The organism is Cyanobacteria bacterium FACHB-DQ100, assembly GCA_014695195.1.
Taxonomy (GTDB): Bacteria; Cyanobacteriota; Cyanobacteriia; order Leptolyngbyales; family Leptolyngbyaceae; genus Leptolyngbya.
In genome coordinates, this window is the sequence record JACJNW010000032.1 from 62,409 (window position 1) to 87,128 (window position 24,720).

At 47.1% G+C, this 24,720-nt stretch carries 22 protein-coding genes; 10 read left to right on the forward strand and 12 right to left on the reverse strand.

The annotated features are described in order from the left end of the window. Positions 1-4: 4 nt before the first annotated feature. The 3 genes from H6F51_17340 to H6F51_17350 all read right to left on the reverse strand — a co-directional run bounded on the left by H6F51_17340 (position 5) and on the right by H6F51_17350 (position 2,579). Positions 5-691, reverse strand: a complete 687-nt coding sequence (locus tag H6F51_17340) for a response regulator transcription factor (protein ID MBD1824239.1) — start codon at positions 689-691, stop codon at positions 5-7. 349 nt (positions 692-1,040) lie between these two features. After that, complete coding sequence (locus tag H6F51_17345; GenBank protein MBD1824240.1) at positions 1,041-1,724, reverse strand: Uma2 family endonuclease; 684 nt, start codon at positions 1,722-1,724, stop codon at positions 1,041-1,043. 102 nt (positions 1,725-1,826) lie between these two features. Next, positions 1,827-2,579: a lipase family protein gene (locus H6F51_17350; GenBank protein MBD1824241.1), complete on the reverse strand. Its 753-nt coding sequence runs from the start codon at positions 2,577-2,579 to the stop codon at positions 1,827-1,829. Between the two features lie 207 nt (positions 2,580-2,786). On the opposite strand from H6F51_17350, the gene H6F51_17355 reads away from it, so the two are divergent. From H6F51_17355 to H6F51_17395, 9 genes are all read left to right on the forward strand, one after another. After that, positions 2,787-3,452, forward strand: a complete 666-nt coding sequence (locus tag H6F51_17355) for an SDR family oxidoreductase (GenBank protein MBD1824242.1) — start codon at positions 2,787-2,789, stop codon at positions 3,450-3,452. 284 nt (positions 3,453-3,736) lie between these two features. Further along, complete coding sequence (locus H6F51_17360; GenBank protein MBD1824243.1) at positions 3,737-4,627, forward strand: EboA domain-containing protein; 891 nt, start codon at positions 3,737-3,739, stop codon at positions 4,625-4,627. 47 nt (positions 4,628-4,674) lie between these two features. Further along, a complete protein-coding gene (locus H6F51_17365; protein ID MBD1824244.1) occupies positions 4,675-5,598 on the forward strand; it encodes a TatD family hydrolase in 924 nt (307 codons plus the stop codon). Positions 5,599-5,672: 74 nt separating this feature from the next. Next, positions 5,673-6,605: a UbiA-like protein EboC gene (gene eboC / locus H6F51_17370; GenBank protein ID MBD1824245.1), complete on the forward strand. Its 933-nt coding sequence runs from the start codon at positions 5,673-5,675 to the stop codon at positions 6,603-6,605. Between the two features lie 39 nt (positions 6,606-6,644). Next, positions 6,645-7,847 (forward strand): 3-dehydroquinate synthase, encoded by a 1,203-nt coding sequence (locus H6F51_17375; GenBank protein ID MBD1824246.1) that lies wholly within the window; start codon positions 6,645-6,647, stop codon positions 7,845-7,847. A gap of 22 nt (positions 7,848-7,869) precedes the next feature. Next, positions 7,870-9,087 (forward strand): metabolite traffic protein EboE, encoded by a 1,218-nt coding sequence (gene eboE, locus H6F51_17380; GenBank protein ID MBD1824247.1) that lies wholly within the window; start codon positions 7,870-7,872, stop codon positions 9,085-9,087. A gap of 37 nt (positions 9,088-9,124) precedes the next feature. After that, positions 9,125-10,498 carry an alkaline phosphatase family protein gene (locus tag H6F51_17385; GenBank protein MBD1824248.1) on the forward strand — a complete coding sequence of 458 codons (1,374 nt, stop codon included), beginning with the start codon at positions 9,125-9,127 and terminating at the stop codon, positions 10,496-10,498. 149 nt (positions 10,499-10,647) lie between these two features. Then, positions 10,648-12,027: a cytochrome P450 gene (locus H6F51_17390; GenBank protein MBD1824249.1), complete on the forward strand. Its 1,380-nt coding sequence runs from the start codon at positions 10,648-10,650 to the stop codon at positions 12,025-12,027. A 321-nt stretch (positions 12,028-12,348) separates the two neighbouring features. Then, positions 12,349-12,666 (forward strand): hypothetical protein, encoded by a 318-nt coding sequence (locus H6F51_17395; protein MBD1824250.1) that lies wholly within the window; start codon positions 12,349-12,351, stop codon positions 12,664-12,666. A gap of 43 nt (positions 12,667-12,709) precedes the next feature. On the opposite strand, the gene H6F51_17400 is transcribed toward H6F51_17395, so the two are convergent. From H6F51_17400 to H6F51_17425, 6 genes are all read right to left on the reverse strand, one after another. After that, positions 12,710-13,432, reverse strand: a complete 723-nt coding sequence (locus H6F51_17400; protein ID MBD1824251.1) for a sulfite exporter TauE/SafE family protein — start codon at positions 13,430-13,432, stop codon at positions 12,710-12,712. Between the two features lie 8 nt (positions 13,433-13,440). Continuing rightward, positions 13,441-14,505: a YeiH family protein gene (locus H6F51_17405; GenBank protein MBD1824252.1), complete on the reverse strand. Its 1,065-nt coding sequence runs from the start codon at positions 14,503-14,505 to the stop codon at positions 13,441-13,443. A gap of 95 nt (positions 14,506-14,600) precedes the next feature. Next, on the reverse strand, positions 14,601-15,701 hold the full coding sequence (locus H6F51_17410) for an Mrp/NBP35 family ATP-binding protein (GenBank protein MBD1824253.1): 1,101 nt from the start codon (positions 15,699-15,701) through the stop codon (positions 14,601-14,603). Further along, the gene (locus H6F51_17415; protein MBD1824254.1) at positions 15,694-16,662 is read right to left on the reverse strand and encodes a HEAT repeat domain-containing protein; all 969 of its coding nucleotides are present in this window, start codon (positions 16,660-16,662) and stop codon (positions 15,694-15,696) included. Before H6F51_17415 ends, H6F51_17410 begins: the two co-directional genes overlap by 8 nt. A gap of 9 nt (positions 16,663-16,671) precedes the next feature. After that, positions 16,672-16,899 (reverse strand): 4Fe-4S dicluster domain-containing protein, encoded by a 228-nt coding sequence (locus H6F51_17420; GenBank protein ID MBD1824255.1) that lies wholly within the window; start codon positions 16,897-16,899, stop codon positions 16,672-16,674. A gap of 28 nt (positions 16,900-16,927) precedes the next feature. After that, positions 16,928-18,616, reverse strand: a complete 1,689-nt coding sequence (locus H6F51_17425) for a fumarate reductase/succinate dehydrogenase flavoprotein subunit (protein MBD1824256.1) — start codon at positions 18,614-18,616, stop codon at positions 16,928-16,930. A 294-nt stretch (positions 18,617-18,910) separates the two neighbouring features. Here H6F51_17425 and H6F51_17430 point away from each other — a divergent pair, with 294 nt between their 5' ends. Beyond that, positions 18,911-20,863 (forward strand): LysR family transcriptional regulator, encoded by a 1,953-nt coding sequence (locus H6F51_17430; protein ID MBD1824257.1) that lies wholly within the window; start codon positions 18,911-18,913, stop codon positions 20,861-20,863. A 250-nt stretch (positions 20,864-21,113) separates the two neighbouring features. On the opposite strand, the gene H6F51_17435 is transcribed toward H6F51_17430, so the two are convergent. The 3 genes from H6F51_17435 to H6F51_17445 form a co-directional block, all read right to left on the reverse strand. After that, positions 21,114-21,929 carry an ABC transporter ATP-binding protein gene (locus H6F51_17435; GenBank protein MBD1824258.1) on the reverse strand — a complete coding sequence of 272 codons (816 nt, stop codon included), beginning with the start codon at positions 21,927-21,929 and terminating at the stop codon, positions 21,114-21,116. Between the two features lie 25 nt (positions 21,930-21,954). Beyond that, positions 21,955-22,794: an ABC transporter permease gene (locus H6F51_17440; GenBank protein ID MBD1824259.1), complete on the reverse strand. Its 840-nt coding sequence runs from the start codon at positions 22,792-22,794 to the stop codon at positions 21,955-21,957. Between the two features lie 128 nt (positions 22,795-22,922). After that, on the reverse strand, positions 22,923-24,425 hold the full coding sequence (locus tag H6F51_17445; protein MBD1824260.1) for an ABC transporter substrate-binding protein: 1,503 nt from the start codon (positions 24,423-24,425) through the stop codon (positions 22,923-22,925). Between the last annotated feature and the right edge of the window lie 295 nt (positions 24,426-24,720).

Here is a 24,720-nt window from a genome sequence, read left to right on the forward strand (position 1 = left end):
GCAGTTATCTCGCTTCAGAGTCAATAGAAATCAATCGATAACCCACACCATACACGGTTTCAAGCCAGTTCTTGGCTCCAACTGCATCAAGCCGTTGTCGCAGTCGTCGAACCAAGGTGGTGACTGCATTGCTTTCGGGTTGACTGCCCCAACCCCACAAGGCTTGCTCTACCTGATCGTGTGTCACCACTTGGCGCGGATGCCGCATAAAATATTCCATCAACTGAAATTCTCGTCCTGATAGTTGCACCGTCGTTTGTTGGCGCTCTAGAGTCAAGGTGTTGAGGTGCAACTGTAAATCTCCCAAACTCAGCGTGTCGCCTTGCCACAACGGGGATCGTCGCCGTAATGCGCGCACCCGTGCCAATAATTCCATCACATCCACGGGTTTAACGAGATAATCATCGGCTCCAGCATCTAGTCCTGTCACTTTATCGATCGTCGTATCCTTTGCGGTTAGCATTAACACCGGAGCCGTCTTGCCTACCTGCCGAAACTGCCGACACAGTTCGATTCCGCTGATTTGAGGCAGCATCCAATCGAGAATTAGCAGGTCATAGGGACGATCGAGCATCAGCGATCGGGCTGTCATTGCTTCAGCGATCGCATCAACAATATGTCCCGCTTTTTCTAGCGCGGCTTGCAAAGGTTCTAGTTGAAGGGAATCATCCTCAACCAGTAGAATCAGCATATTCGCTCCTCAAACTAACTTTCCTATTCTAGAAAATGCTTGAAGATTCACCTCGATAAAGGAATGTTCCCTTGAAAAGCTTACCCAATCTAGGACTTTGGTTTTGGTTGTCACTACCCCTGCTCGGCATGTTGTTTTGGACAAGCAGTGGTTGGATTGTTGATCGGCAATTGAAACAGAATAATCAAAGCGTAGAAAGTATTCAAATTAAGATAGTCGAGATTCGATAATTCCTGCGTTGTTTAACGGTGCGATTGCCATCTTTATCAGTTGTTTGACAGCATCGTTGCTCTCATCAAATAAATGCGCGACAAGCGATGAATCGCGATCGACGGCAGGAAGGGGTAAGTTAAGATTCGGGCAAATCACCGAAGCGATCGCGGTATCGCTGAAGTTCGGTGGCAAGGGCTTCGGCACGTTGGCGTTCTTGAGCAGCTTGCGATTCGGCAGCTTCGAGGGCAGTCGCTAATTCATCGGGGATCAGTAATTTCTCACCCGTTTCTAAGCGATAAAACCCAATCAGGTTGCCCTCGACGGTGAGACGAAGCTGTAGGGGTTGGCTTTGACCATCGGCAATGAGCTCGTAAGTTTCGCCTCTCAAGCGATAGCCCCGGAGTTTTTCTGGGATCCATTCGCCTTTAGGATCAAATTGCCAATATTCTTGAACACCCAATTGTTCGTAAAGCGTTTTCTTAAAGCTTTCGTCCTGGGTTCTGGTTCCGGGCGAAGTCATCTCAAAAATCACGGCAGGAACTTGCCCTTCTTCCCAGATTTTGTAGTTGTCGCGTCCCCCTGGTTCGACCCCAAAAATCACCATCACATCAGGCGCAGTCCGCAGCCTGGGAAAGCCTTGCGCGTAGTAGAGAAACTGGTTGCCTAAAACGGTTGCTTGCTGACCTGTGAGGTATTGGCGCAATACTTCCAGGGTGATGAGTAAAGCATAGAAATGGTCGTAAGTTTCTGCCACGGGTTCACCATCGCCAGTGGGATAGAAAATTTCTGGAGTTTGAGAAGCAGAAGCAAGAGCCGTCATCGCTGTGCCTCCAGTGCGTGTGATCTAGTTTCGTGTGATCTAGTTTATTGTACGATCGTAGCGGATATCTAAATACCGATGAGCGGATTTGGTCGGTGTAGTTTATGCGAGCTGTCTCAGCACCGTAATGTAGCGATCGATCGCATGATCCTTAAATCGCTGACTGACGAAGTTAAGACTAAACCGTCGTCCAATTCGGATCTCTTTGTCTACAGCGCGATATCCCTGCCACCAGCGCGGTAACTCTGGGACAAGATCCATTCCATGAACTATTCGGTAGCTGTTGGGAACTCGCTGATTGAAAGACTCACGAAATCCATCGTTTCCGACATTCGGTGCGCCATAAGTGTAGGCTTCGATCGTCACTTTATCAGAAAAATTGTACTGAACATCTACAGCGCATAAGGTTGCTAAGGCTCCACCTAGACTATGCCCCGTTGCAACGACACTGGATATCGCATTGTTTCTAATGTAATCATGAATTTTATCCCGCACCGCAAAATAAGCTGCAACAAAGCCTTGGTGGATCAGTGCTCCCGAACGATTAGAGCCAGCATACGGATAGGTTTTCTCCTGTGGCTCAACAATCAATTCTCGAATCACGTTTTGGTCAAACTGAGTGCGTTCTAGTTTAGTGTTAAAATTTGTTTCCCAATCTTCCGAGGATTTGCTACCTCTAAACACAATCGTTGCTGCGGTTCCTTCTACTAAAATCGCGCATTGGGTATCTGTTTTTGGTTCACTAATCAGGACAGGGTTAACGGTGATGCCGTCAAACTTAATAGTGTCGAAGTTCTCATAAATCTTTTGACAAAGAAGAGCGTACTTTACAGCTTTTGTATAATCAATCGACATACAACCTCCGGTGGCAACTAAAGTATTGTGCATTATTTAACTACCATTAAACTGAGTCGTTTTCAGAAGATTTTTCTAAGAAGGAATAGCGATCGCATCGAATTAATTCTTTGAATTCTAATTCTGTTTCCTTTTCTACTGGTTAGCTAGAGTGTGAGAAACTACAGTTGCATTCACAGCCCAGCTATTTTTCTAGAGCAATTTAATATGGCAACTTATGTAATTACGGGAGCAAATCGAGGAATTGGCTACGAATTTTGTCGTCAACTGCAAGAGCGAGGAGACACGGTGATTGCCGTCTGCCGCGCTGCCTCTGAAGAATTGCAGCAGCTAGGCGTACAGCTTGAGACTGGGATCGATATTACTTCAGACGCTTCGGTTGCAGAGTTGCAAAATCGACTACAAAAGACCACGATCGATGTTCTCATCAACAATGCAGGTATTCTCAAGCGAGTGACGTTAGATAACCTCGACTTCGATAGCATTCGCGAACAGTTTGAAGTGAATGCTCTAGGCGCATTGCGAGTCACTCATGCGTTGCTACCGCATCTTAAAAACGGCTCTAAGATTGTCTTGATGACTAGCCGAATGGGGTCGATCGCAGACAATACCTCTGGCAGTTCTTATGGGTATCGAATGTCGAAGGTGGCGCTATCAATGGCAGGAAAGTCGTTGGCGCATGATCTAAAACCGCGTGGAATTGCAGTAGCGATTCTACATCCGGGTCTAGTGCAAACGCGAATGACAAACTTTACGCCTGGAGGTATTACACCAGAAGAATCTGTGAAGGGACTTCTAGCTCGTATTGATGAGTTGACTTTGGAAAATACGGGAACATTCTGGCACGCAAAGGGTGAAGTGCTACCCTGGTAAGCCGAAGTCGTCTAGCATGAGTTCGGCGGCAATTAACCGATTGATCGATCGCACGCGAGAAAACTTGTCGAAGACCACGAGAGAGCACTACAGCCTGATTTCATCCATTCTCTAACAGATTTTAGAATCTTCATCTCTCCATTCAACAACGCTGGGAAACCTGCACGAAAAGATGAAGTTTTCATCAACTTCACTCTAAAAGACTTGAGATATTCAGTGGTTCTACTTAATGATGGTGCAACGAGCAAATGCTTGTAGATGTGTAAGGTCACTTCGTAAATATAATGCAACCACCAACCTTAGTTTCTGGGTTGGCTCCAGCAGCTATGTTCTTGTATGCCTGCCTGGAGCGCCGCTTAAATGACACCGCCTTTAGCTGGTTAAATGAAACGGTTCATCAAATAGAAGAAGGAGCCTCTGAACGTCTCTTTATTGCTCGATTTAGCGCTGTCCCCAGACATTTGGGAAAATCTGATCTTGATCTTGCTGACAAAGATGTCCAAGCGTTCGATCGCGTTCGTCCGGGATTGTTGCTGAAGCACTGGAGCCTAGATCAAGCAGGACGAGCCTTGTTAGTTCTTGCTTGGGCAGACTCTCATCCTGATTCCTATATTAGTACGGTCGAAAAGCTGTTTTCAGCAGCAGAGATGGGTGAACTGGTGGCGCTTTATCAGGTACTACCACTGCTTCCTCATCCCGATCGCTTGCTCACCCGAGCGCTCGACGGCATTCGCACCAATATCACAGCCGTATTTAATGCTCTTACTCTAAACAATCCTTACCCTGCTGAATACTTTAGCGAAGATGCCTGGAATCAACTGGTGCTGAAGGCTCTGTTTGTCGGTAGTCCGCTCCATGCGATCGTTGGTTTAGATCGTCGCGCCAATCCTAAGCTGGCTCGAATGCTGTCAGACTATGCTCACGAGCGCTGGGCAGCAGGGCGACCCGTTAATCCTGAACTGTGGCGAGTAGCGGCTCCGTATCTAGAGCGCGATCGCATCAATGATCTCACTAGATTGATCTCTAGTGCTGATTCACAGGAGCAAAAAGCGGGAGCGCTTGCCTGTGCAGCCTCTCCACTACCAGAAGCTCAGGCTCTTCTGGTACAAGTCCCCCACCTACAACAGCAGATCCAGCATGGTGAACTGTCCTGGGAGCACTTTGCTCTGCTCTAAGTAGCGTTTCTGAAAATCTACATCTGTCCAACAATCAACCAATTGCCATGCAGCCAAACTCCATGATGTTTATCGATCCTCATATCCATATGTCATCCCGCACCACCTATGATTATCTGGTGATGCAGCAATATGGAGTCGTTGCCTTGATTGAGCCTTCCTTCTGGTTGGGGCAGCCTCGTACCAGCGCAGGAACATTCAAAGACTATTTCAATAGTCTGGTGGGTTGGGAGCGATTTCGGGCTGGACAGTTTGGAATGCGCCATTACTGTACTATCTCCATCAATCCAAAAGAAGCCAACAATGAAGCCCTGGCGGAGGAAGTAATGGAGCTATTACCGCTCTACGCTGGCAAAGAAGGGGTAGTCGCGATCGGAGAAATTGGCTTTGATGAGATTACAAAGGCAGAAGAGAAATACTTTCGCCTACAGCTTGAGCTTGCAAAAGAACTCGATAAGCTAGTGCTGGTACATACTCCCCATCGCAACAAAAAAGAGGGAACCACGTTGAGCATGGACATTTGCTTGGAACATGGGATCGATCCTCAACGAGTCATAATCGATCATTGCAACGAGGAAACCGTTGAAGAAGTAGTAAATCGGGGTTTTTGGTGTGCGTTTTCTATCTATCCCAATACCAAGATGGGGAATGAACGAATGGTAGAACTGGTGCGGCGCTATGGCAGCCAGCAAATCATGATCAACAGCGCAGCAGACTGGGGAATGAGCGACCCGTTAGCAGTTCCTAAAACCGCTCAACTGATGCTTCAGTGCGGAATTCCCGAAGAGCAGGTGAGAGCAGTTAGCTATAGCAATGCGCTTGCAGCTTATGGTCAAAGCGGTGAAATGAAAGAAGAGGACTGGCTGAATCCTCTCCCTGTCGATCAGCGTCAACTTTACAGTGGCAACTCGGTTCTACGAGGACAAACCCCTGTGTACGATGCCGAGCAAGAATCTTTAATCATTCGGTAATGCTTGATACTTGTTTCTATTCTTTGAATACCAGGACAGGTCTCTCAATACAACTCTTTTAGAACCCTACCCCGATGAATACAACCAGTATGCAGTCCGCCTCGCTATGGGCCTACCTGCAATTGATGCGACCTGCCAATATCCTCACTGCCTGGGCAGACATTCTGCTAGGATATGCGGCGGCTGGGCAAGTGAGTCAAATCCAGGCAGTGCTGGCTGGAACGGTATCTATAGTAGAGCTAGTTCCCCTTGGTTGGCTGTTGTTAGCAACGACAGGACTCTACGCCGGGGCGGTTGTCTTCAATGATGTGTTTGATGCAGAGCTAGATGCAGAGGAGCGTCCTGAACGTCCGATTCCTAGTGGTCGAGCTTCACGACAGGGAGCAACAATTTTAGGAAGCGTGCTGCTACTGGGCGGCATTGCGGCGGCGGCTCAAGTCTCTCTGATCAGTGCTTTATTGGCGATCGCGATCACGATTGCAGCACTACTGTATGACAGTGCGGGCAAGCACCAGGATCAGTTTGGCCCGATCAATATGGGGCTATGTCGGGGAGGAAACTTGCTCTTGGGGATTAGTGCGGCTCCGGAATTGTTGAGTGATCGCTGGTTCTTGGCTTTGATCCCGATCGTATACATTATTGCGGTTACAGCGATTAGTCGGGGCGAGGTGCAAGGAGGCAAGCGTGAAACCGGGATTGCTGCGCTGGTGCTAGCCGGAGCTGTGATTTCAGCAATTTTGCTACTGGGATTCCTGCCTGTTTATCACTTGCTTGCTGCTGTTCCTTTTGTGCTGTTATTTGCGGGATTGATTCTCCCTGCTTTTATTAAAGCGACTCAAGATCCCAGCCCCAAAACGATTCAAAACGCTGTGAAATCAGGAGTTCTTTCCTTGATTGTGATGGATGCTGCTGTAGCGGCTGGTTTTGCTGGATGGCTGTACGGAGCGATGTTACTCGTGTTGCTTCCCCTATCTATGCTTCTAGCGCGATTGTTCGCTGTAACCTAATCTTTGCGTTTTTTGCTGCTGTTCATTCTCCAAATAACTATGACATCTTTATTGCGCCGTCCTGCTCGTCCTCAACAGTCCTCGCTCCCGATCCTTAAACAGCAGTTTGAAGTAAACTTTCGATATGAAGTTCACTTTACACAAGGCTTATTTCGGACAGATAATCCACTCCTGGCGCAAGTCATTGCTCAACAGGCAGATGCAGACGCTAAAAAAATGTTGGTTGTGGTCGATGGAGGCTTGCTCCCGCATCATCCCCAGCTATTGAATCAAATTGAATCCTATACCAAAGCTTACCCAAAGTTAGCCCTGCCCATTTCTCCGATCGTGGTTCCCGGTGGTGAAGCCGCAAAGAACAATCCTAGTCTAATTGAGCAACTGCATCAGGCGGTCGATGACATTGGGTTATGTCGTCACTCTTATGTAGTCGCGATCGGTGGTGGTGCGGTATTGGATATGGTTGGCTATGCTGCGGCAACCGCTCATCGGGGCATTCGCCTGATTCGAGTACCCACTACGGTTCTGGCTCAGAATGACTCTGGAATTGGCGTGAAAAATGGTATTAATGCCTTCAACAAAAAGAACTTTTTAGGAACCTTTGCGCCACCCTTTGCGGTACTGAATGACTTTGAGTTTTTAACGACGCTCGACGATCGCGACTGGCGATCGGGCATGGCGGAAGCAATCAAAGTGGCGTTGATCAAATCACCTGAATTTTTCACCAACATTGAAGCTCAAGCAGAGGCACTCGCACGACGAGAGATGCCAGCGATGCAGCACCTCATCTATCACTGTGCCCAACTTCATCTAGAGCATATTGCCGGACATGGCGATCCGTTTGAACTGGGATCATCGCGACCCTTGGATTTTGGGCACTGGGCAGCGCATCGATTAGAGCGGCTCACGAATTATGAATTGCGGCATGGAGAAGCAGTTGCGATCGGGATTGCGCTGGATGCAACCTATTCCTATTTAATCAATCTTTTACCTGAAGCAGATTGGCAACGCATTTGTAAAACTCTGAAAACATTAGGCTTTACGCTGTTTGTTCCAGAGTTAACTAGCTATCTTGATGAGCCAGAGCACCCTTTATCCCTGTTTCGCGGGCTGAGTGAATTTCGGGAACATTTAGGCGGAGAGCTAACGTTGATGCTATTAAAGCAAGTGGGTCAGGGTCTGGAAGTCCATCACGTTGATTGGGAACAGTACCGCAAAGCGATCGCGATTCTATCTACTCTCTAAAGTTCTATTTGTCATCCTAGTCATGCGTCTTTCCACTCCATCCCCGCTCCATCTCACTTATTGCACCAATATTCATCCGGGTGAAAGCTGGGATGCAACCTACACCAATCTACGAACTTATCTTCCTGTTCTGAAACAGCAGCTTAGCCCAGATCAGTCTTTTGGTGTTGGGTTGCGTTTGGCAGATGCCGCTACCCAGGAGCTTTTTCAGGGGGACAACCTGATCGAGTTTCAGACCTGGCTTCAGGCACAGGATTTGTATGTCTTTACGATCAACGGATTCCCTTTTGGAGGCTTTCACCACCAGATTGTGAAAGATCAGGTCTATGCACCTGATTGGTCGAAACCAGAACGCCTAGCGTACACCGAACGTTTGATTCGCATTTTGGCAGCTTTACTACCAGAAGGTATAGACGGTGGAATTTCAACGCTGCCTCTATCCTATAAACCTTGGTGGCAAAACGATGCAACAGCGCAGGAGAAAGTATTTCACCATAGCAGTTTGAATTTGGCGCAGGCAGTTGTGGTAATGGCTCAAGTACATCAACAAACTGGAAAGCTATTGCACCTAGACCTTGAACCAGAACCGGATGGATTGATTGAAAACACGCAAGAAACGATCGCATTTTTCCAAGACTGGCTACTCCCAATCGGAACTCCTGTTCTCACGCAGGCACTAGGAGTAGATATCCAAACAGCAGAAACTTTAATCCGACAGCATATTCGGCTTTGCTATGATACCTGTCATTTTGCGGTGGAATATGAGGAACCTGCGATCGCTCTAGCCGCACTAAAAGCGGCAGGCATCAAGGTTGGTAAGTTTCAACTCAGCGCCGCGCTCAAAATTACTTTACCGGAACCCTCTGAGCGCCAATCTTTGATTCAATCGTTAGCTCCGTTTGCAGAATCAACTTATCTGCATCAAGTCGTGACTCGTCATGCAGATGGAGCGCTTCAGCACTATGCGGATTTGACAGAAGCAATGCCCTATCTTGCGATCGATGCTGCGATCGAATGGCGCACTCACTTTCACGTTCCTATCTTTATTGATCGCTACTCTTCTTTTGCTTCGACACAAGATCACATCTATCAGGCGCTTCAGAACCTATCGCTTGCACCAGATTGTACACACTTGGAAATTGAAACTTACACCTGGGATGTCTTACCGCCTGCAATGAAGCTGGACATTCTAGAGTCTATTCAGCGCGAATATCACTGGGTTTTGAAAACTCTGGCTTGATTGCGATCGTTCCATTCACTGAATTTCTCAGCAACTCATGAAAAAAACTGTTGTTATTAATGTGGTTGGTCTAAGTTCAAGGCTGTTAGGAGAGCATACTCCGCAGCTAAAACAATGGATCGCACAAGGTCGGATCGCGACGATCAAGCCGGTTCTGCCTGCTGTAACCTGTACCGCACAAGCGACTTATCTCACCGGACGCTATCCCACAGATCACGGCATTGTTGCTAACGGCTGGTATTTTCATGACGACTGCGAAATCAAGTTCTGGCGACAGTCGAACAAGCTGGTACAGAGTCCGAAAATCTGGGACGTTGCCCGAAGCATTGATCCTGAGTTCACCTGTGCGAACTTATTCTGGTGGTACAATATGTACTCCTCGGTCGACTATTCGGTGACACCCCGCCCCATGTATCCGGCTGATGGGCGCAAGCTTCCAGATATTTATACCCAACCTGCCGATCTCCGCTCTACGCTCCAGACTGAGCTTGGAGAGTTCCCCTTGTTTAAGTTTTGGGGCCCTGCGACTTCTGCTGAATCAAGCCAGTGGATTGCGGCATCGGCGAAACGAGTTGAGGAACTGTACAGTCCCACGCTGACTCTGATTTATCTTCCTCATTTAGATTACTGTTTGCAAAAGATTGGCTGTCAGCCCGATGAGATTGCTCAAGATTTGCAGGAAATTGATGCTATCTGTGGCGATCTGATTGCTTACTATGAAAACCGTGGCGCTCAAGTCATTCTTCTTTCTGAATATGGCATTACTCCGGTCAATCAGCCGATTCACCTCAACCGCGTACTGCGTCAAGCAGAGCTGCTGCAAGTTCGAGAGGAATTAGGGCGAGAACTGTTAGATGCTGGGGCAAGTAAAGCCTTTGCTGTTGCAGATCACCAAATTGCTCACGTGTATGTTAATGATCCAAGCTGTCTCGACAAGGTAAAGCAATTACTTGAACAAACAGATGGCGTGGACCTGGTGCTGGATGAGGCAGGCAAAGAAGCCTATCATCTTGACCATCCTCGATCAGGCGATCTGATTGCTGTTGCTAAACCGAACGCCTGGTTCACGTACTACTACTGGATGGACGATCGCAAAGCTCCCGATTTTGCTAGAACAGTCGATATCCATCGCAAACCAGGATATGACCCCGCAGAACTGTTTATTGATCCTCAGATCAAACTACCGAAACTTAAACTGGGAACAACACTCCTGAAGAAAAAATTGGGATTCCGGTATCTGATGGAAGTCATTCCGTTAGATGCCAGTGTGGTAAAAGGATCGCACGGGCATCTCACACCAAGTGCAGCAGACTGCCCAATGCTAATCACCCGCGAAACCGACCTACTGCAAAGAGATTCTCTAGAAGCCACTGATGTATTTCATGTGATTCTAAGCCACCTGAAGCGTTAATAACCGCCTCTCTTGCTCAGCGCCGGAGTACCCAATTAACCGTGGTAGCGCTTATCCTGGAGATATCCAAGCAGCAGATTTTTAGTCGGCGGGGTGTCTCAAGACCAACGGACGGGATGTACTCCGAATCTCACACAGTGGAGGGGCTAATGAACTTACCAAATACGCTACAGACTCCGTTCTTACTGCAAGAATTGCAATGGGTTGCTGATCCCGTAAGCTACATGGAAAAAGCGGCTCAGCAGCATCCTGATCTCTTTTCGGCAGGAATTGTTGGGGGGAGTCATCTAGTTTTTGTCAATCATCCGCAAGCGATTCAAGATATCCTCACCAGCGATCGCAAGCGCTTTCTCGCTCCCGGAGAAGTGAACCAAATTCTGGCTCCGCTGATTGGTGACTATTCGGTAATTATGCTCAGTGGCGATCGGCATAAGCGTCGTCGCCAATTGTTGATGCCTCCGTTTCATGGTGAACGAATGCGGGCTTATGGCAATTTAATCTGCAAGCTCACCGAAAAAGTTTTTAGTCGAATTCCGATCGCTCAATCCTTCACGGCGCGATCGGCGACGCAGGAAATTTCGCTACAAGTCATTCTAGAGGCTGTGTTTGGTGTAACTGAGGGAGAGCGATTTAATCGCCTCCGATCAGCAATTACAACGATGACCGAGCGATTCCGCTCTCCCTTAGCGGCGAGCTTTTTGTTTTTCCCATGGATGCAGCGAGATTTGGGGGCGTGGATGCCGTGGGGCAAGTTTCTGCGCGATCGTGCCGAAATTGACAAGCTACTGTATGCCGAGATTGCCGATCGTCGTCGCGAGAACAATCCCGATTGGGTAGATATTCTGTCGTTGCTGATGGCAGCCCGCGATGAGAATGGTGAGCCGATGAGCGATCCAGAACTCCGGGATGAACTGATGACCTTGCTGTTTGCTGGACATGAGACGACCGCAACAGCGATGGCTTGGGCGCTGTACTGGACTCATCGCTTGCCCCAAGTGCGTGAGAAATTGCTGCAAGAGCTTGATTCGATCGGCTCTAATCCCGATCCCATGACAATTGCCCGCTTGCCCTATCTCAGCGCAGTTTGTAACGAAGCCTTGCGCTTGTATCCGGTTGCAATGCTTACGTTTACCAGAGTCGTGAACGAACCGTTGGAACTCTTAGGACATCCGCTTCAGCCCGGAGTGAATGTGGTCGGCTGTATTTACCTGCTGCATCACCGGGAAGATCTTTACCCAGATTCGCACCAGTTTAAACCAGAGCGCTTTTTAGAACGGCAGTTTTCTCCGTTTGAGTTTATGCCGTTTGGGGGTGGGGCACGGCGCTGTATTGGTGAAGCGTTGGCGGTGTTTGAGATGAAGCTGGCACTGGCAACGATTTTGTCGCGCTATCAGCTTGCCTTAGCCGATCGTCGTCCCGAAGTGCCGCGTCGCCGTGGGGTGACGCTTGCTCCAGCGAGAGGAGTCAAACTCCAGATTGTGGGGCAAAGACCGGTGCGATCGACGGAAGCGATGGCGCAGACGAGATAGAAGGCGCTGGTCATTCAGGGCTTTAACCTGGCAAGCGATCGGGCTCATCGGCTTCATACAAAATCTTTCAATACTCGCGACAGATCCTCGTAAAGACGCGATTTGAAGCTTCACCGAAGGTGTTCGCGTCTTTACGGAGGAAACTGCTGTGTCGTAGGTTTTTTGGAAACTGGCGTTATGTCAGGAAAGATTGATTTTGTAGTTCTCGCTACAGAAAATCTTATATAGTTATGAATAGACGATTTATGAATGACCCAAATTATGACAACCATACTTGATACAAACAACTCTCAACTCTCTGCTAAGCATCAGGACAACATTATGGCTGTTCTTGCTCACCGCATCGAAGCAGCTCAAGCAGCCCACAACACACAATTAATTGAATTATTAGAGCGGGAGAAGCAGCAGCTTGGACAGGCAGCAACACCACATCGAGGATCGTTAGCTGCTAGATTTAACGCCTTCAAACAAAGGGTCGCCAACGCATTTTCTAGCAAATCAGAGTTGCAGGTGTACCAGTATGAGCAGGGCAGCGACTGGTGGTGGTATGCCTTTGATCCGCGCACAGGAGACTGTGTGTATGCAGATTCTGAAGCAGAATTACGACTTTGGATTGAGCAGAACTATCGCGGCAGATAAAGGGAAGCTTGAACAAACTCTGTTCTCCTCGAAGCTTAGGCTGTCACAGCAGGAAAATGCAGCCGACGACAATCAATAAGCCAAAAATAATCTGATTAAATCTCGGCTGCGGGATGAGACGATTAATCTTGCTCCCAACGTAAATTCCGATGCTAATTCCGGGGATTGACCAGAGAAACAACTGCCAAACCATCGGAGTCCACAGTCCTGCAAATCCGTGCCCTGCGATCGTCGCGATGCCTGAAAATAGAAAATAGCACTGCATCGTTGCCCGAAAATAAGTGGCTGACCAACGACGCAGCACCCCGTAGATTGCGATCGAAGGTCCATTAGTGTTATAGGCTCCTCCTAAAATTCCTGCAATAAATCCAAACCAGATTGCATATCGTTCATGGGAAAGCTGAGGAAACCTTACAGAAATGAGATTGTACGATCCGTACAGAATTAGGATAATGCCAAGTCCAATCTTGACCAACTTTTCAGGCGCATACTGTAACAGCAATAAGCCAAAAGGAACTCCAATGACTGTTCCAACAATCAACTGCCACGCCGACTTGAGGTCAACACTATCTTGATCGGAAATTAAGATGATTAAGCTGATGATAAATCCTGTGAATGCTACGACAGGAGTGGCAGTTCGCAAACTCATGATTAAACCGAGCAGCGGCATAGCAAGCAGTGCATCACCAAAACCGATCGCTGAACGAATTGAGGTGCAGACAAATAAAATCAAAGCGGTTGCGATCGTTAAAGTAAAGGGTTCCATGCAAGAGACTAATAAAACAGTTTGATCAGCCCATAGCTAAAAATAGAAATAAATAACCAAGATAAAGCACCTAAGTATAAAGGTTTTAATCCAATCTTCTGAATCTGATTCAGCCTTGTTTCTAAACCCATTGCTGCCATTGCGATCGCTAATAGAATTTGGTTTAGCTGTGCGATCGCACTTTTTAAGCCCTGTGGAAATAAGTTCAAGCTATTGAGCAGAATCAAAAGCATGAAATACATAACAAACCAAGGGATTGCCACTTTTGTTTTTAAGGAATCAGTTTTGGAAACTGATCCAAGTAGTAGAACGATCGGAGCTAACCAAAGCACTCTTGATAACTTCGAGATACTAGCCACCTCACCGCTGAGCGGACTAGCTTGAAATGCAGCCGCAATTACCTGTGCAACTTCATGGATTGAAACCCCGCACCACAATCCGAATGCTTCTGGCGTTAGGTGTAGCTGTCCTATCAGCAATGGATACGAAAGCATAGAGAATGTTCCAAACAGGGTCACAATTGCAACCGCATAAGTGATATCTTCATCTGCACTTTTAGTTGTGGTACTGGTTGCAATCACGGCAGAAGCACCACAAATCGAAGTTCCCGCAGCAATGAGACGAGTCAAGCTAGAATCAATTCCTAACTGTTTTCCTAACCAACAAGTTAACCAAAATGTACTCAGTAAAGTCGCTATGGTGATCAACATTCCTGCGATGCCAACTGAGAAGACTTGTAGCAGGCTGAGTTGAACGCCAAGCAGAACCACTGCAAATCGGAGGACTCTCTTCATTGCAAAACTAATTCCTGCTTGAGCGTGTGAGGGTGTTCCGATCGTATTTCGCACCAGAATGCCGAGTAGAATCGACAGAATTAGCGGACTAAAGAGATGGAATCCGGGAACCAGTCGCAGCAGATAAGCGATCGCGGCTAAGCCGGAAGTGAGCAAGATTCCTGACTGAATTTGAGCAAAGCCTATTTTTGCCTGTATCGCTATCTGTGAGTAGAAATCACTTTGAAGCGGAGCGATTTTTACAGCGAAGGGCTTCACATTATTTACTTTTTGTCGCATTACTCTAATGGTGATTCAATGTTTTGCAACCAATAAGGATTTGACCTGCTTTGTGCATCCGACAAAGCAGGGCTGTCGAACACTTATAAATTAACTCAGCACAAAACCACTTCTTTTAATGGTCTATGTTTGATTGAACAGAACGTTGTTTCAAGTGCTGAAGCAACATTGAGAAACACTTGTCCCGTTAATGAAGTCGGATCAGCCAGCGTTAGAGGTTTTCCAGCGTCACCGCCTGCACAAATTCGAGCATCGATCGGAACTTGTCCCAATAATGGAGTGTGAAGTTCTTCTGCTAACTGCTGTCCACCACCACTGCCGAAAATCGGAGTTGGTTCGCCGCAGTGCCCGCACAGTAAATAGCTCATATTTTCGATGATGCCGAGAACTGGAATTCCGACGCGACGAAACATATGAATACTACGACGAACATCGGAGATCGCAACCTGCTGTGGTGTCGTCACTAGCAACACACCGCAAATCGGACTTTCTTGGACGATCGTAATCTGAGCATCCCCAGTGCCGGGAGGGAGATCAATCAGCAAATAGTCTAAATCGCCCCATTCGACCTCGTGAATGAACTGAGTAATGATTTTGTGCAGAACAGGGCCTCTCCACGCTAACGGATGATCAGGTTCTGCCAGCAATCCGACTGACATCACCTTAATTCCGTGTGCTTCTAAAGGCAAAAATCGCGTTCCTTCAGCCGTTTCGATGATTTCTACTTGGGACTGTCCTAATCCAAGCATTTGCGGCACATTTGGGCCATAAATATCTGCATCGAGAAGACCCACTTTTGCCCCTTGTAGACTAAGCGCGATCGCAAGATTAACAGAAGTCGTTGATTTTCCAACTCCCCCTTTACCACTAGAGATTGCTAACGTGGTTCTCACTCCCGGAATCGTACAAAGCTGGATGTAAGCCTTTTTGCACCAAGTCAGTTGTGAAAGTACATCCTCAATCTGTGATTTCAAGCCATGTTGATGCTGACCAACATAAAGACGGAGATACACATACCCATCGACCACTCTAAGATTACGAACCATTCCCAAACTCACAATATTGTTGTTCAGAATAGGTTCAGTGACCGTTTTAAGCAGTTCAGTCACTGCTTGCTGTCTAGCTTCAGCAATTGGATCGGTCGTAGATGCAGGAGACTCGTGAACCGTCTGAAACGGCGATCGGTGGTTAGGCATTGGAGGGTTCTTGCAAAGCTTCTTGGATGGTCTGAATAGCGCGTTGAGCAAAGATACAGACATCGCGATCGGGATCGTCGAGCGATTGCTGTAATGGATTAAGGGCGGTTGGATTTTTCAGAATACCAAGCGCGATCGCGGCATCTCGACGAATGTCGGAATACTCATCGGTGAGCGCCTGAATGAACAATGGGAGAGAATGATCATCAGGTGTTTTTTGCAAGGCTTGTAAGCTGAACTTACGCACCTGCCAATGCTCATCTTTTAAGGCAGCTTCTAGAGAGGAAATTGCACTGCGATCGGCATGAATTGCCAAAGACTTGGCTGCATTTCGCCGCACTTCCCAATCTGAATCATTGGTCAGTGCTTCACACAGACGAGGAACAACTTCTACATCGCTTAAATGCCCCAAAGTTAAGGCAGTTGCTCGTCGAACACTTGCATCTGAATCAGACATCAGTGCTAATGCAGGTTGACAGCGTTCGACTTGGTTGAGATATCGCAATGTTGTGACTGCCGATTCTCTTAAAGCAGGGTTAGAAGATTCAAAGAAGGGCAGCACATACGGTAGGGATTGAGCATCATGAATCTTCCGCAGCAGGAATAAAGCATTAAGCTGTAGATTCACATCGTCTTGGAGTAGCGCATCGAGCAACATGAGTAGATGATCCGGAGCGACCAATTCACCTAACGCCGATCGCGCTTCATCGCGAATTTCTTCATCAGGAGAAGCAAGACATTCAATCAGTGCCGGAACTGCTGCTGGATTAGCAAGTTCCCAGAGCGCGGTCACTGCTAGTTTTTGCACTAAGAAGCTTTCATCTTTTAGTGCATCGATTAACGGTGCTAAAGCTTCTTCATCTCCAAGATGCTGCAATGTTTTGACCGCAACAAGACGATCTTCGACCTCTGGCGATCGTAGCATCTCCAACCAAGGAGCAAGTTCAGAGTTGGTTTCCATTACTTCCCCCTAGCGCAACAAGAACGGAATTTGCACAGTGATTGCATTGGTCGGACATTCCTTTTCGCAAGGTAAGCAGAACCAACACTCATCGTATTTCATGTAAGCTTTGCCTGTTTCGGGGTCTTTTGCTAAAACGTCTAATGGACAAACTTCAATGCAGGCAACGCATTTTTCAAGGCATTTGGATTCATCGACAATGACGGGGACATCGACTCTTTGAGTTGCTAAAGCCATAGGTCAACCTTTTCTCAACGTGAACAACTTAACGAACGGCGACATCATACACTTCGGTTTCAACATCCACATCGACAATGTAAGGTTCGATCGGACGCTTAAATAACACCATGTTTCCATCTTCATTCTTTTTCAGATGCACATGACAGAACCATTCATCATTGTTCTTTTCTGGATAGTCTACGCGATAGTGATACAGTCCCCAGCGACTTTCGCGGCGGAAGAGTGAGGCTCTTGCTGCCATTTCTGCACAATCGCGAATAAAGTGAACTTCCATACAGCGCATCAGTTCGTGTGGATCACGCGCACCCATGAGGTCTAAGGTGTCGTGATAGCGTACAAAGTTGCTCAGCCCGATTTCCATGCGATTTGCAGATTTCGGGGGCTGTAGATAGTCATTCACTAAGCGGCGCAGCTTGTATTCGACTTGAGTATGCGGGATGCCGTTGGATCGATCGAGCGGTGCATAGATTCTTGCTTTTTCGGCTGCCAGGAACTCTGGATCAGGATCAACATGATCTAAGCTTTGAACATATTCGACTGCATGTTCTCCAGCAATTCGTCCAAACACAAATGCACCAATCATGTAGTTGTGTGGCACACTCGCCATGTCTCCTGCTGCATAAAGTCCTGGCACTGAAGTTTCAGCCCGCTCATTTACCCAGACCCCAGAGGCACTATGACCACTACAGAGTCCAATCTCAGAAATGTTCATCTCGACGCCATTCGTGCGATAGTTCTCACCTCGACCTTCATGGAATCTGCCGCGACTGGGACGCTCATTCGACCACAAAATCGACTCAATTTCAGAGATCGTATTTTCGTCTAAATGAGTCATCTTCAGTTGAATCGGGCCTTTACCAGAGTTGAGTTCTTTCCAAACTTCCAGCATCATTTGACCGCTCCAGTAGTCACAGCTAATGAAGCGGTGGCCTTGTGCATTTGCTGTGTAAGCTCCAAATGGGCTGGCAACATACGCACAAGCAGGCCCGTTGTAGTCTTTCATCAACGGATTGATTTGGAAGCATTCAATGTTACTTAGTTCCGCGCCTGCATGGTATGCCATCGAATAGCCATCACCTGCATTAGTGGGGTTCTCATAAGTTCCATAGAGATAGCCCGAAGCAGGTAATCCTAACCGTCCGCAAGCTCCCGTACAGAGAATCACAGCTTTCGCTTGAATGACAACGAAATCACCATTGCGAACATCAAAACCGACTGCACCGATCGCACGTCCATCCCGAACTAACACGCGAGTCGCCATCACCCGATTGGTCACTTGGGCTTTGTGACGCTTCACTTGACGCGCCAAAATCGTCTTCAAGTCTTTTCCTTCTGGCATCGGCAAAACGTATTTACCCACCCGATGCACTTGCTTGAGGTCGTAATTGCCTTGAGTATCTTTCTGAAATTTTACGCCCCAGCTTTCGAGTTCCTGAATCACAGAAAAGCCAAGTTTACCTGTTTGATAAACCGCATTCTGATTGAGAATTCCATCATTGGCGATCGTAATCTCTCGAACATATTGTTCTGGAGTTGAGTTACCGGGAATGACGGCAGTGTTGACACCATCCATGCCCATTGCGATCGCGCCACTTCGACGAATGTTCGCTTTTTCCAGGACGAGCACTTCACCATCGGGATTCGCCTGCTTTGCTTTGATGGCTGCCATTGTTCCAGCGGTCCCGCCCCCGATTACCAGAACATCCGTCTTCATCCATTGAGTATTCACTCAAAAATCCTCCCTATTGATGGACAGCATCTAGCTGTGCGCTCAAAACTGTCTCAAGCACTACAGAAAAAATCAGAAAAAACGATTTGATTAGAGACATCTTTTCTATCGAAGAAATTCGTCTAGAAGAAGATGTAATTCAGTTCGACTGTTTTTATTGTGCAGTACATTTTTGATTTTCTTTATCGCAGTATTTTATGAACTAATAAATGAATTGAATCCATCGATTGATATGATCAGTGAAGGCACGAAGCGAATACACCATTAGAGTTTAAGGCGATGGAAGTTTATCAGATTCGAGTTTTTCTAGAAGTTGCTCGTCACCTGAGTTTTACGGAAGCAGCAGATGCTCTAAACCTGACCCAGCCTGCGGTAAGCGCTAAGATCAAGTCGCTAGAAACCGAGTTAGGAACTTCGCTGTTTTATCGTTTAGGTCGTAAGATTCAACTGACAGAGGTAGGAGAATTCTTATTGGAAGAAGGAGCAAAACTGATTCAAATTGAAAATGAGTTGCTCCAAAAAATTGAAAATATTAAAAAAGGAAAATATGGCAGCCTGAAAATTGGCTGTACGATGGCGCTTGCTGAAGGCTGGTTGCCAAGTGTTGTGTTTGAATATCGACAACAATATCCGAGCATTCAGGTTCAGTGTTTGGTGTTTGAGTCCGCCGAATTGCTCTATCAAGCGATGACGAGTCAAACAGTGGATGTCGGAATTTCTGATGTGAATTTTGAAGAATTTTCGGAACTTTCAGCCACCGCGATCGACACGATTTCCTATCAGTTGTTTGTCGCCCACACTCACCCCCTGGCAAAACAACACTGGTTGAGCTTATCAGATTTGAGAAAGTATCCTTGGGCGCTGCTGCCTTCAGGTACACCCAGCCGCTTAGTCTTAGAATCGCGCTTATCAGAGTTAGGCTTCTCGCTCGATAATTTTCTTCAGTTTGAAACTGTCGATACGATGAGCCTAATGCGAACGTATATGATGCAGGGGAACTATCTTGGATTCGCAACGAACTTCGACTTTAAACCAGAGTGTGAATTGGGAACTGTGAGCGCGATTCCGATTCAAGAATTTGCGCTGTCTGGAACTGTCTATCTGGTCACACCTCGGCGATTAGCTCAAGCAAACACAGCAACTTCATCGGGTCGTCGATCGCGCAGTCTCAACCCGATCCAGAAATTGATCCACCTGCTGCAAGCCAAACATTCTGCGGCTCAACCTGGCTCAAATGTCGTTCGTCTACGATCGCCGAGCTTCACTCGGCGCAGCAATTCATCTTCCCGCCCCGAAGTGCTGACGCTCTCGATCGGAGTTCAAAACAGTACCGTTCCGGCTGTGACCGCAGGGCTGATTATCCAACGGCTCGGACTGCTAGAACATTTCTTACCGAAAGAAGGGCGATATAGCTCAACACAATACAAGATTCAGTGGCAGGACTTTTCGACCGGAGCACCGATCGTCGATAGACTACGAGCGCAGCAATTAAACATTGGTGTTCTGGGTGACTATCCATTGCTTCTAAGTGCTGAAGCCGGACAAAACACTCGTTTGATTAGCTTTGTTTCCACCAATCCCGATGGATCTTGCAATGCGGTTGTGGTTCCGAACCGTTCTCAGCTTCAGAGTGTGGATGACTTGCGTGGACGAGCGATCGCGGTTCCACTGCGGTCTTCTGCACATGGAATGGTGTTGCGATCGCTGAATGCAATGAACCTCTTAAATCAAGTGAACTTGCTTCCTCTCGAATCCGCGCATCCATTTGAGTTCTCTGAACACTACGCTGATGGCTATGCTCACTTTGCACCCTTTCATGACATTGCTTGTCGTCGGGGACAGTTCCGCTATCTAGGCGGCTGTAATCCTGAAGCTTTGCCCGCTTTTTATGGGGTAGTGGTGACGAGTGAGCTTGCAGAACAATACCCGGAAGTTGCGATCGCCTATCTGCGGGCGCTGTCTGCTGCACAGTATTGGTACGATACCACTCCAACTGCACCGTCTTTAGTTGCAAAATGGACACAGCTTGACTCAGAGGTGATTGTGCAAATTCTCAGCAGTTCTTATCAACCAAATCAACCTGGACGGTTCTTCTCGGAGATGAGCATTCGTCCTGATTGGCTGAGATTACACATTGATCAACTTAGTCTGATTCCGGGAAACCAGGAGCTACAAACCATTAACTTGAATCAATGGATTCAGTCAGAGTTCTTGCAGCAGGCTAGAGCTTAGGCTCTACCAGTTTCTCGCTGCGTTGTGGATTGTTCTTGCCCCCTAAGTCCCCCATTCGTGGGGGACTTTGAAGAAATAAAACTAACTGTCCTTTGTATTGCTACTTTACTGAAGTACATCATCGTATGCTTCGCTCTAAACCTTCTCTTGCTGTCTGAGGTGCGATCGCACCTCAAAGTCCCCCACTCGTGGGGGATTTAGGGGGCTGCACCCACCCGCATCGAAGCAAATTACCTTTGTCGATCGCACCTCACTCTACCTCCATACTTTTCATCGTTTCCTCTCGAATCAGTTCAAAAATCTCGCGGTTCAGTTGCAAAAACCCTGAAGTAACCGTGATATCACTGTGTCTCGGTCGGTCTAAAGGAACATTGACGATTTGCTTAATCCTGCCTGGATTCACTCCCATCACAAAGATACGATCGCTCAGGAACACTGCTTCTTCAATATCGTGCGTAACAAAAATCACAGTTGTTTTCTGTTCACTCCAGATATCGAGCAGAAGCTCCTGCATCATATGTCGGGTCTGAGCATCCAGCGCTGCAAAGGGTTCGTCCATCAACAACACAGAAGGAGAGTTTACCAAGGCACGAATGATACTTGCCCGTTGCTGCATTCCTCCGGATAGTTGATAGGGATAAGAGTGACGATGCTTGTACAATCCAACACGGTTGAGATAGTAATTCACAATCTCTTTGCGCTTTTCAGTCGGAATGCCTTGAATCTTCAGCCCAAATTCGACATTCTGAAACGTCGTTTTCCAGGGCAACAGAGAATACTGCTGAAACACAAAGCCACGATCGGCTCCAGGACGAACAACAACCCTGCGATCGACTGAGACAGAGCCACAAGACGGCTTGATAAACCCCGCAATTGCATTCAGAATCGTGGACTTACCGCACCCGGATGGGCCGAGCAAACACACAAATTCACCGGGAGCGATCGTAAAGTCGATCGACTCCAACACCGGGATTAACTGCCCTTTTCGCTTAAAACAAATTGATAAATCTTCAACCTCTACCAGTCCTTTGAGTGCTTGTTGTGGAGTTCCTTGCTCGATTAACATTGTCACAATCACTATCCTCTACTGATTAATTGCTGGTTCCTTTCTTGGTGACGCGCCAAGGCATCAAGACATGAGTGAGACGATCGACTGCAAAAGAACTCAGTGATCCCATTAATCCGATCAGCAGCATTCCCATGACGATCGGCGGATAGTTAGAAGTCACATAAGATTCCCAAGTGAGATAACCAATCCCAAATCGCCCTGCTAAGATTTCTGCGGTTACAAGACAAAACCAGGAATTCCCCATACCAATCACTAAGCCACTCGCAATATTTGGCATGGCTCCCGGAACTACAATGTCCTTGAAGACCTGCCATTGTTGCGCTCCCAAGCACTGTCCAACGCGCAACAACAGTAAATCAGTGCCTTCAACCCCTTTGATCGTGCTGATTAAGATTGGAAAGAATGCACCAATAAAGGTAATGTAGACCATTCCTGATTCTGCATCAGGAAACATCAAAATCGCGAGCGGAATCCAAGCAACCGCAGGAATCGGACGCAGAATTTCTAAGGGTAGAAAAACTAAGTCTTCGATCTTTTGAAACCAGCCGATTACAATTCCTAAGCTAATTCCTAACACTGCTGCGATCGCATATCCCAACAGCACCCGCATCACACTCGCCTGCAAGTGCATCATTGGGTTGCTTGAGAAGAACTTAACTGTTGCACCGAGAACTTCCAGTGGAGAAGGCAGAAACGAAAAATTAATGAAGAATTGGAACTTGATCGCACAGAGAAACTGCCAAATTCCAAAAAACAAGACAAGCGAAAGTACCCGCAGGAAGACACGCAATAGATTGAGCCGCGAAGTTCCTTCTGATTTTTGAAATAGCTGTGACAATAGAAAACTCAAGCGATCGACGATGCTGAGTTTTGTCGATCGCTCAGAGGATGAGCTAGACATGAAGTGCCTCCAATCGGTGAAAGAAAACGAGTAGGAACGCATTGTTTCATGTTCAACGCATTCCTAGCTGTATCAAAAGCGCCTTGCACTTAGCGCGCTGCTAAACTAGGCTGGGATGCTTGTGCGGAAAATTCTTGCAGCCCCTTAAAGCCAACCACCTGAGCGCCATTCGTCTGGGCAAAGGCTTGAGCATCTTTCTCAGTCAGGAATGCAGAAATACCATCATTGTTGCGAACAAAGAAGGAATTTTCGGCAAACAGTTTCCAGCCGTTGGTGCGATCGTGAACAAAGATTGCACTCACCGCCTGCTTTCCTTCTGCTTGAATCTTTTTCAATGCCGTCATCATATTTTGAATCGAGGCATAGTTTCTGACTTTATCTTCATCCTTGAGCCACAGTTGAGCCGCTAATTTTGCATCTTGAATCGGCTGCTTGGTTTCAGCATCCTCACCTGCGATCGTAAAGTTATCAGCTTCTGTCGCAGCTTGCTCGTAGTTCATTCCCATTTCTTGCATCGCCTGCTTGAGATAGCTGTCATCAACAAACTTAGTCACATCCTCCGTTTTGATGTTTGCATCTAGCCTTCCTAATTGTTTCAATGTGGTCACACTGTTGTTTAAGGCATCCAAATTCGGCTTGCGAATTGTGGGATTGAGTCGCTGTAAACCTGAAGGGCCAAGGAACATATAGACGACTTCTTTTTCCACACCCGCCCATTGTTCGACCTTGGCTGAGATTGCTTCGGGTTGTTCGCGGAAGAGCTTATTCGCTTCGAGCATTGCTTTCATATATGCCACGACAACTTCTGGATATTGTTTTGCGAAGTCCGATCGCACAACCACACCATGAAACGTGGGAACACCAAGTTCTGCACCATCAAAAATCTTGCGTGCAAAGCCGCGGAAGGGAAATAGTTCGCCAAAGGGAACAAAGTTTGCATGAGCATCAATTTGATTGGTTCGGAGGCTGGTTCCGCCAACCTCTGGCGCTTGGCTAATTAGCTTGACATCCTTTTCAGGGTCAATGCCAGCGCCCTTTAACGCCTTCAGCACCATTCCGTGAGCCGCAGAACCAAACGGAACAGAAACTTGCTTGCCCTTCAAGTCTGCCAATGTTTTGACAGGACTATCTTTTGGAACCATGACTGCATTTCCAGCCCCGGTCGCGCTGTAACCCAAGGTGCCAATATAAAGCGTGTTAACACCGCCACCTTTCTGCTGAAAAGTTGTCATGTTAATTGTGAGGGGAAAGTCTCCCATCATGCCGATATCAAGCTGATTGGCAAGCATTTTGTTGGTAATCGGAGGCCCTGAAGTGTAGCTTGACCACTCAATTTTGTACTCTACATTTTCGTATTTTCCGGTTTTGGGCAAATACTTTTCAAGCAATTTCTCTTCGCGAATAACAGAGCCTCCGGTTGCCGTGTTAATTACTTGATCTTGAGTGCCGATCGCAATGCGAATTACTTTTTTGCCACCCGAATTACCAGATACATTGCTTGCTTGAGTATTAGAACATGCAGCGACGAAAGCAAATGAACTGAGTGACAGAGAAAGCAAAAAGCCTCGACGAGTGAACCTCCGTCTATTCATGGTTGAAATCGCTCCAACTCTTGTTTGTAGCTGTCATTCTATGCAATTGATGCAGGCTGTTCGTGTAGAACATGATACAAATTCTGGCTTCTCTTTCTTTTTATTCATAAATGGATCGATTGAATCGATAAAACAATTTGATGAGTTCAAAATACTGCTAGTTAAAGGGTTGTTTCTTCAAAAGGTCTTCGCTTTGTAGTTAGTAAAAATCCAACTATTTCAAAGGCTAATTAATTGTATTCGTTGAGAAGAATAGCGCAGTATTTTATTCTGAAATGTCTAATTTGCTGATAAT

Coding starts and splice junctions, on each gene's coding strand:
- H6F51_17340 (MBD1824239.1), bottom strand. CDS start 691: ATGCTGATTCTACTGGTTGAGGATGATTCCCTTCAACTAGAACCTTTG.
- H6F51_17345 (MBD1824240.1), bottom strand. CDS start 1,724: ATGACGGCTCTTGCTTCTGCTTCTCAAACTCCAGAAATTTTCTATCCC.
- H6F51_17350 (MBD1824241.1), bottom strand. CDS start 2,579: ATGTCGATTGATTATACAAAAGCTGTAAAGTACGCTCTTCTTTGTCAA.
- H6F51_17355 (MBD1824242.1), top strand. CDS start 2,787: ATGGCAACTTATGTAATTACGGGAGCAAATCGAGGAATTGGCTACGAA.
- H6F51_17360 (MBD1824243.1), top strand. CDS start 3,737: ATGCAACCACCAACCTTAGTTTCTGGGTTGGCTCCAGCAGCTATGTTC.
- H6F51_17365 (MBD1824244.1), top strand. CDS start 4,675: ATGCAGCCAAACTCCATGATGTTTATCGATCCTCATATCCATATGTCA.
- eboC (MBD1824245.1), top strand. CDS start 5,673: ATGAATACAACCAGTATGCAGTCCGCCTCGCTATGGGCCTACCTGCAA.
- H6F51_17375 (MBD1824246.1), top strand. CDS start 6,645: ATGACATCTTTATTGCGCCGTCCTGCTCGTCCTCAACAGTCCTCGCTC.
- eboE (MBD1824247.1), top strand. CDS start 7,870: ATGCGTCTTTCCACTCCATCCCCGCTCCATCTCACTTATTGCACCAAT.
- H6F51_17385 (MBD1824248.1), top strand. CDS start 9,125: ATGAAAAAAACTGTTGTTATTAATGTGGTTGGTCTAAGTTCAAGGCTG.
- H6F51_17390 (MBD1824249.1), top strand. CDS start 10,648: ATGAACTTACCAAATACGCTACAGACTCCGTTCTTACTGCAAGAATTG.
- H6F51_17395 (MBD1824250.1), top strand. CDS start 12,349: ATGGCTGTTCTTGCTCACCGCATCGAAGCAGCTCAAGCAGCCCACAAC.
- H6F51_17400 (MBD1824251.1), bottom strand. CDS start 13,432: ATGGAACCCTTTACTTTAACGATCGCAACCGCTTTGATTTTATTTGTC.
- H6F51_17405 (MBD1824252.1), bottom strand. CDS start 14,505: ATGCGACAAAAAGTAAATAATGTGAAGCCCTTCGCTGTAAAAATCGCT.
- H6F51_17410 (MBD1824253.1), bottom strand. CDS start 15,701: ATGCCTAACCACCGATCGCCGTTTCAGACGGTTCACGAGTCTCCTGCA.
- H6F51_17415 (MBD1824254.1), bottom strand. CDS start 16,662: ATGGAAACCAACTCTGAACTTGCTCCTTGGTTGGAGATGCTACGATCG.
- H6F51_17420 (MBD1824255.1), bottom strand. CDS start 16,899: ATGGCTTTAGCAACTCAAAGAGTCGATGTCCCCGTCATTGTCGATGAA.
- H6F51_17425 (MBD1824256.1), bottom strand. CDS start 18,616: ATGAAGACGGATGTTCTGGTAATCGGGGGCGGGACCGCTGGAACAATG.
- H6F51_17430 (MBD1824257.1), top strand. CDS start 18,911: ATGGAAGTTTATCAGATTCGAGTTTTTCTAGAAGTTGCTCGTCACCTG.
- H6F51_17435 (MBD1824258.1), bottom strand. CDS start 21,929: ATGTTAATCGAGCAAGGAACTCCACAACAAGCACTCAAAGGACTGGTA.
- H6F51_17445 (MBD1824260.1), bottom strand. CDS start 24,425: ATGAATAGACGGAGGTTCACTCGTCGAGGCTTTTTGCTTTCTCTGTCA.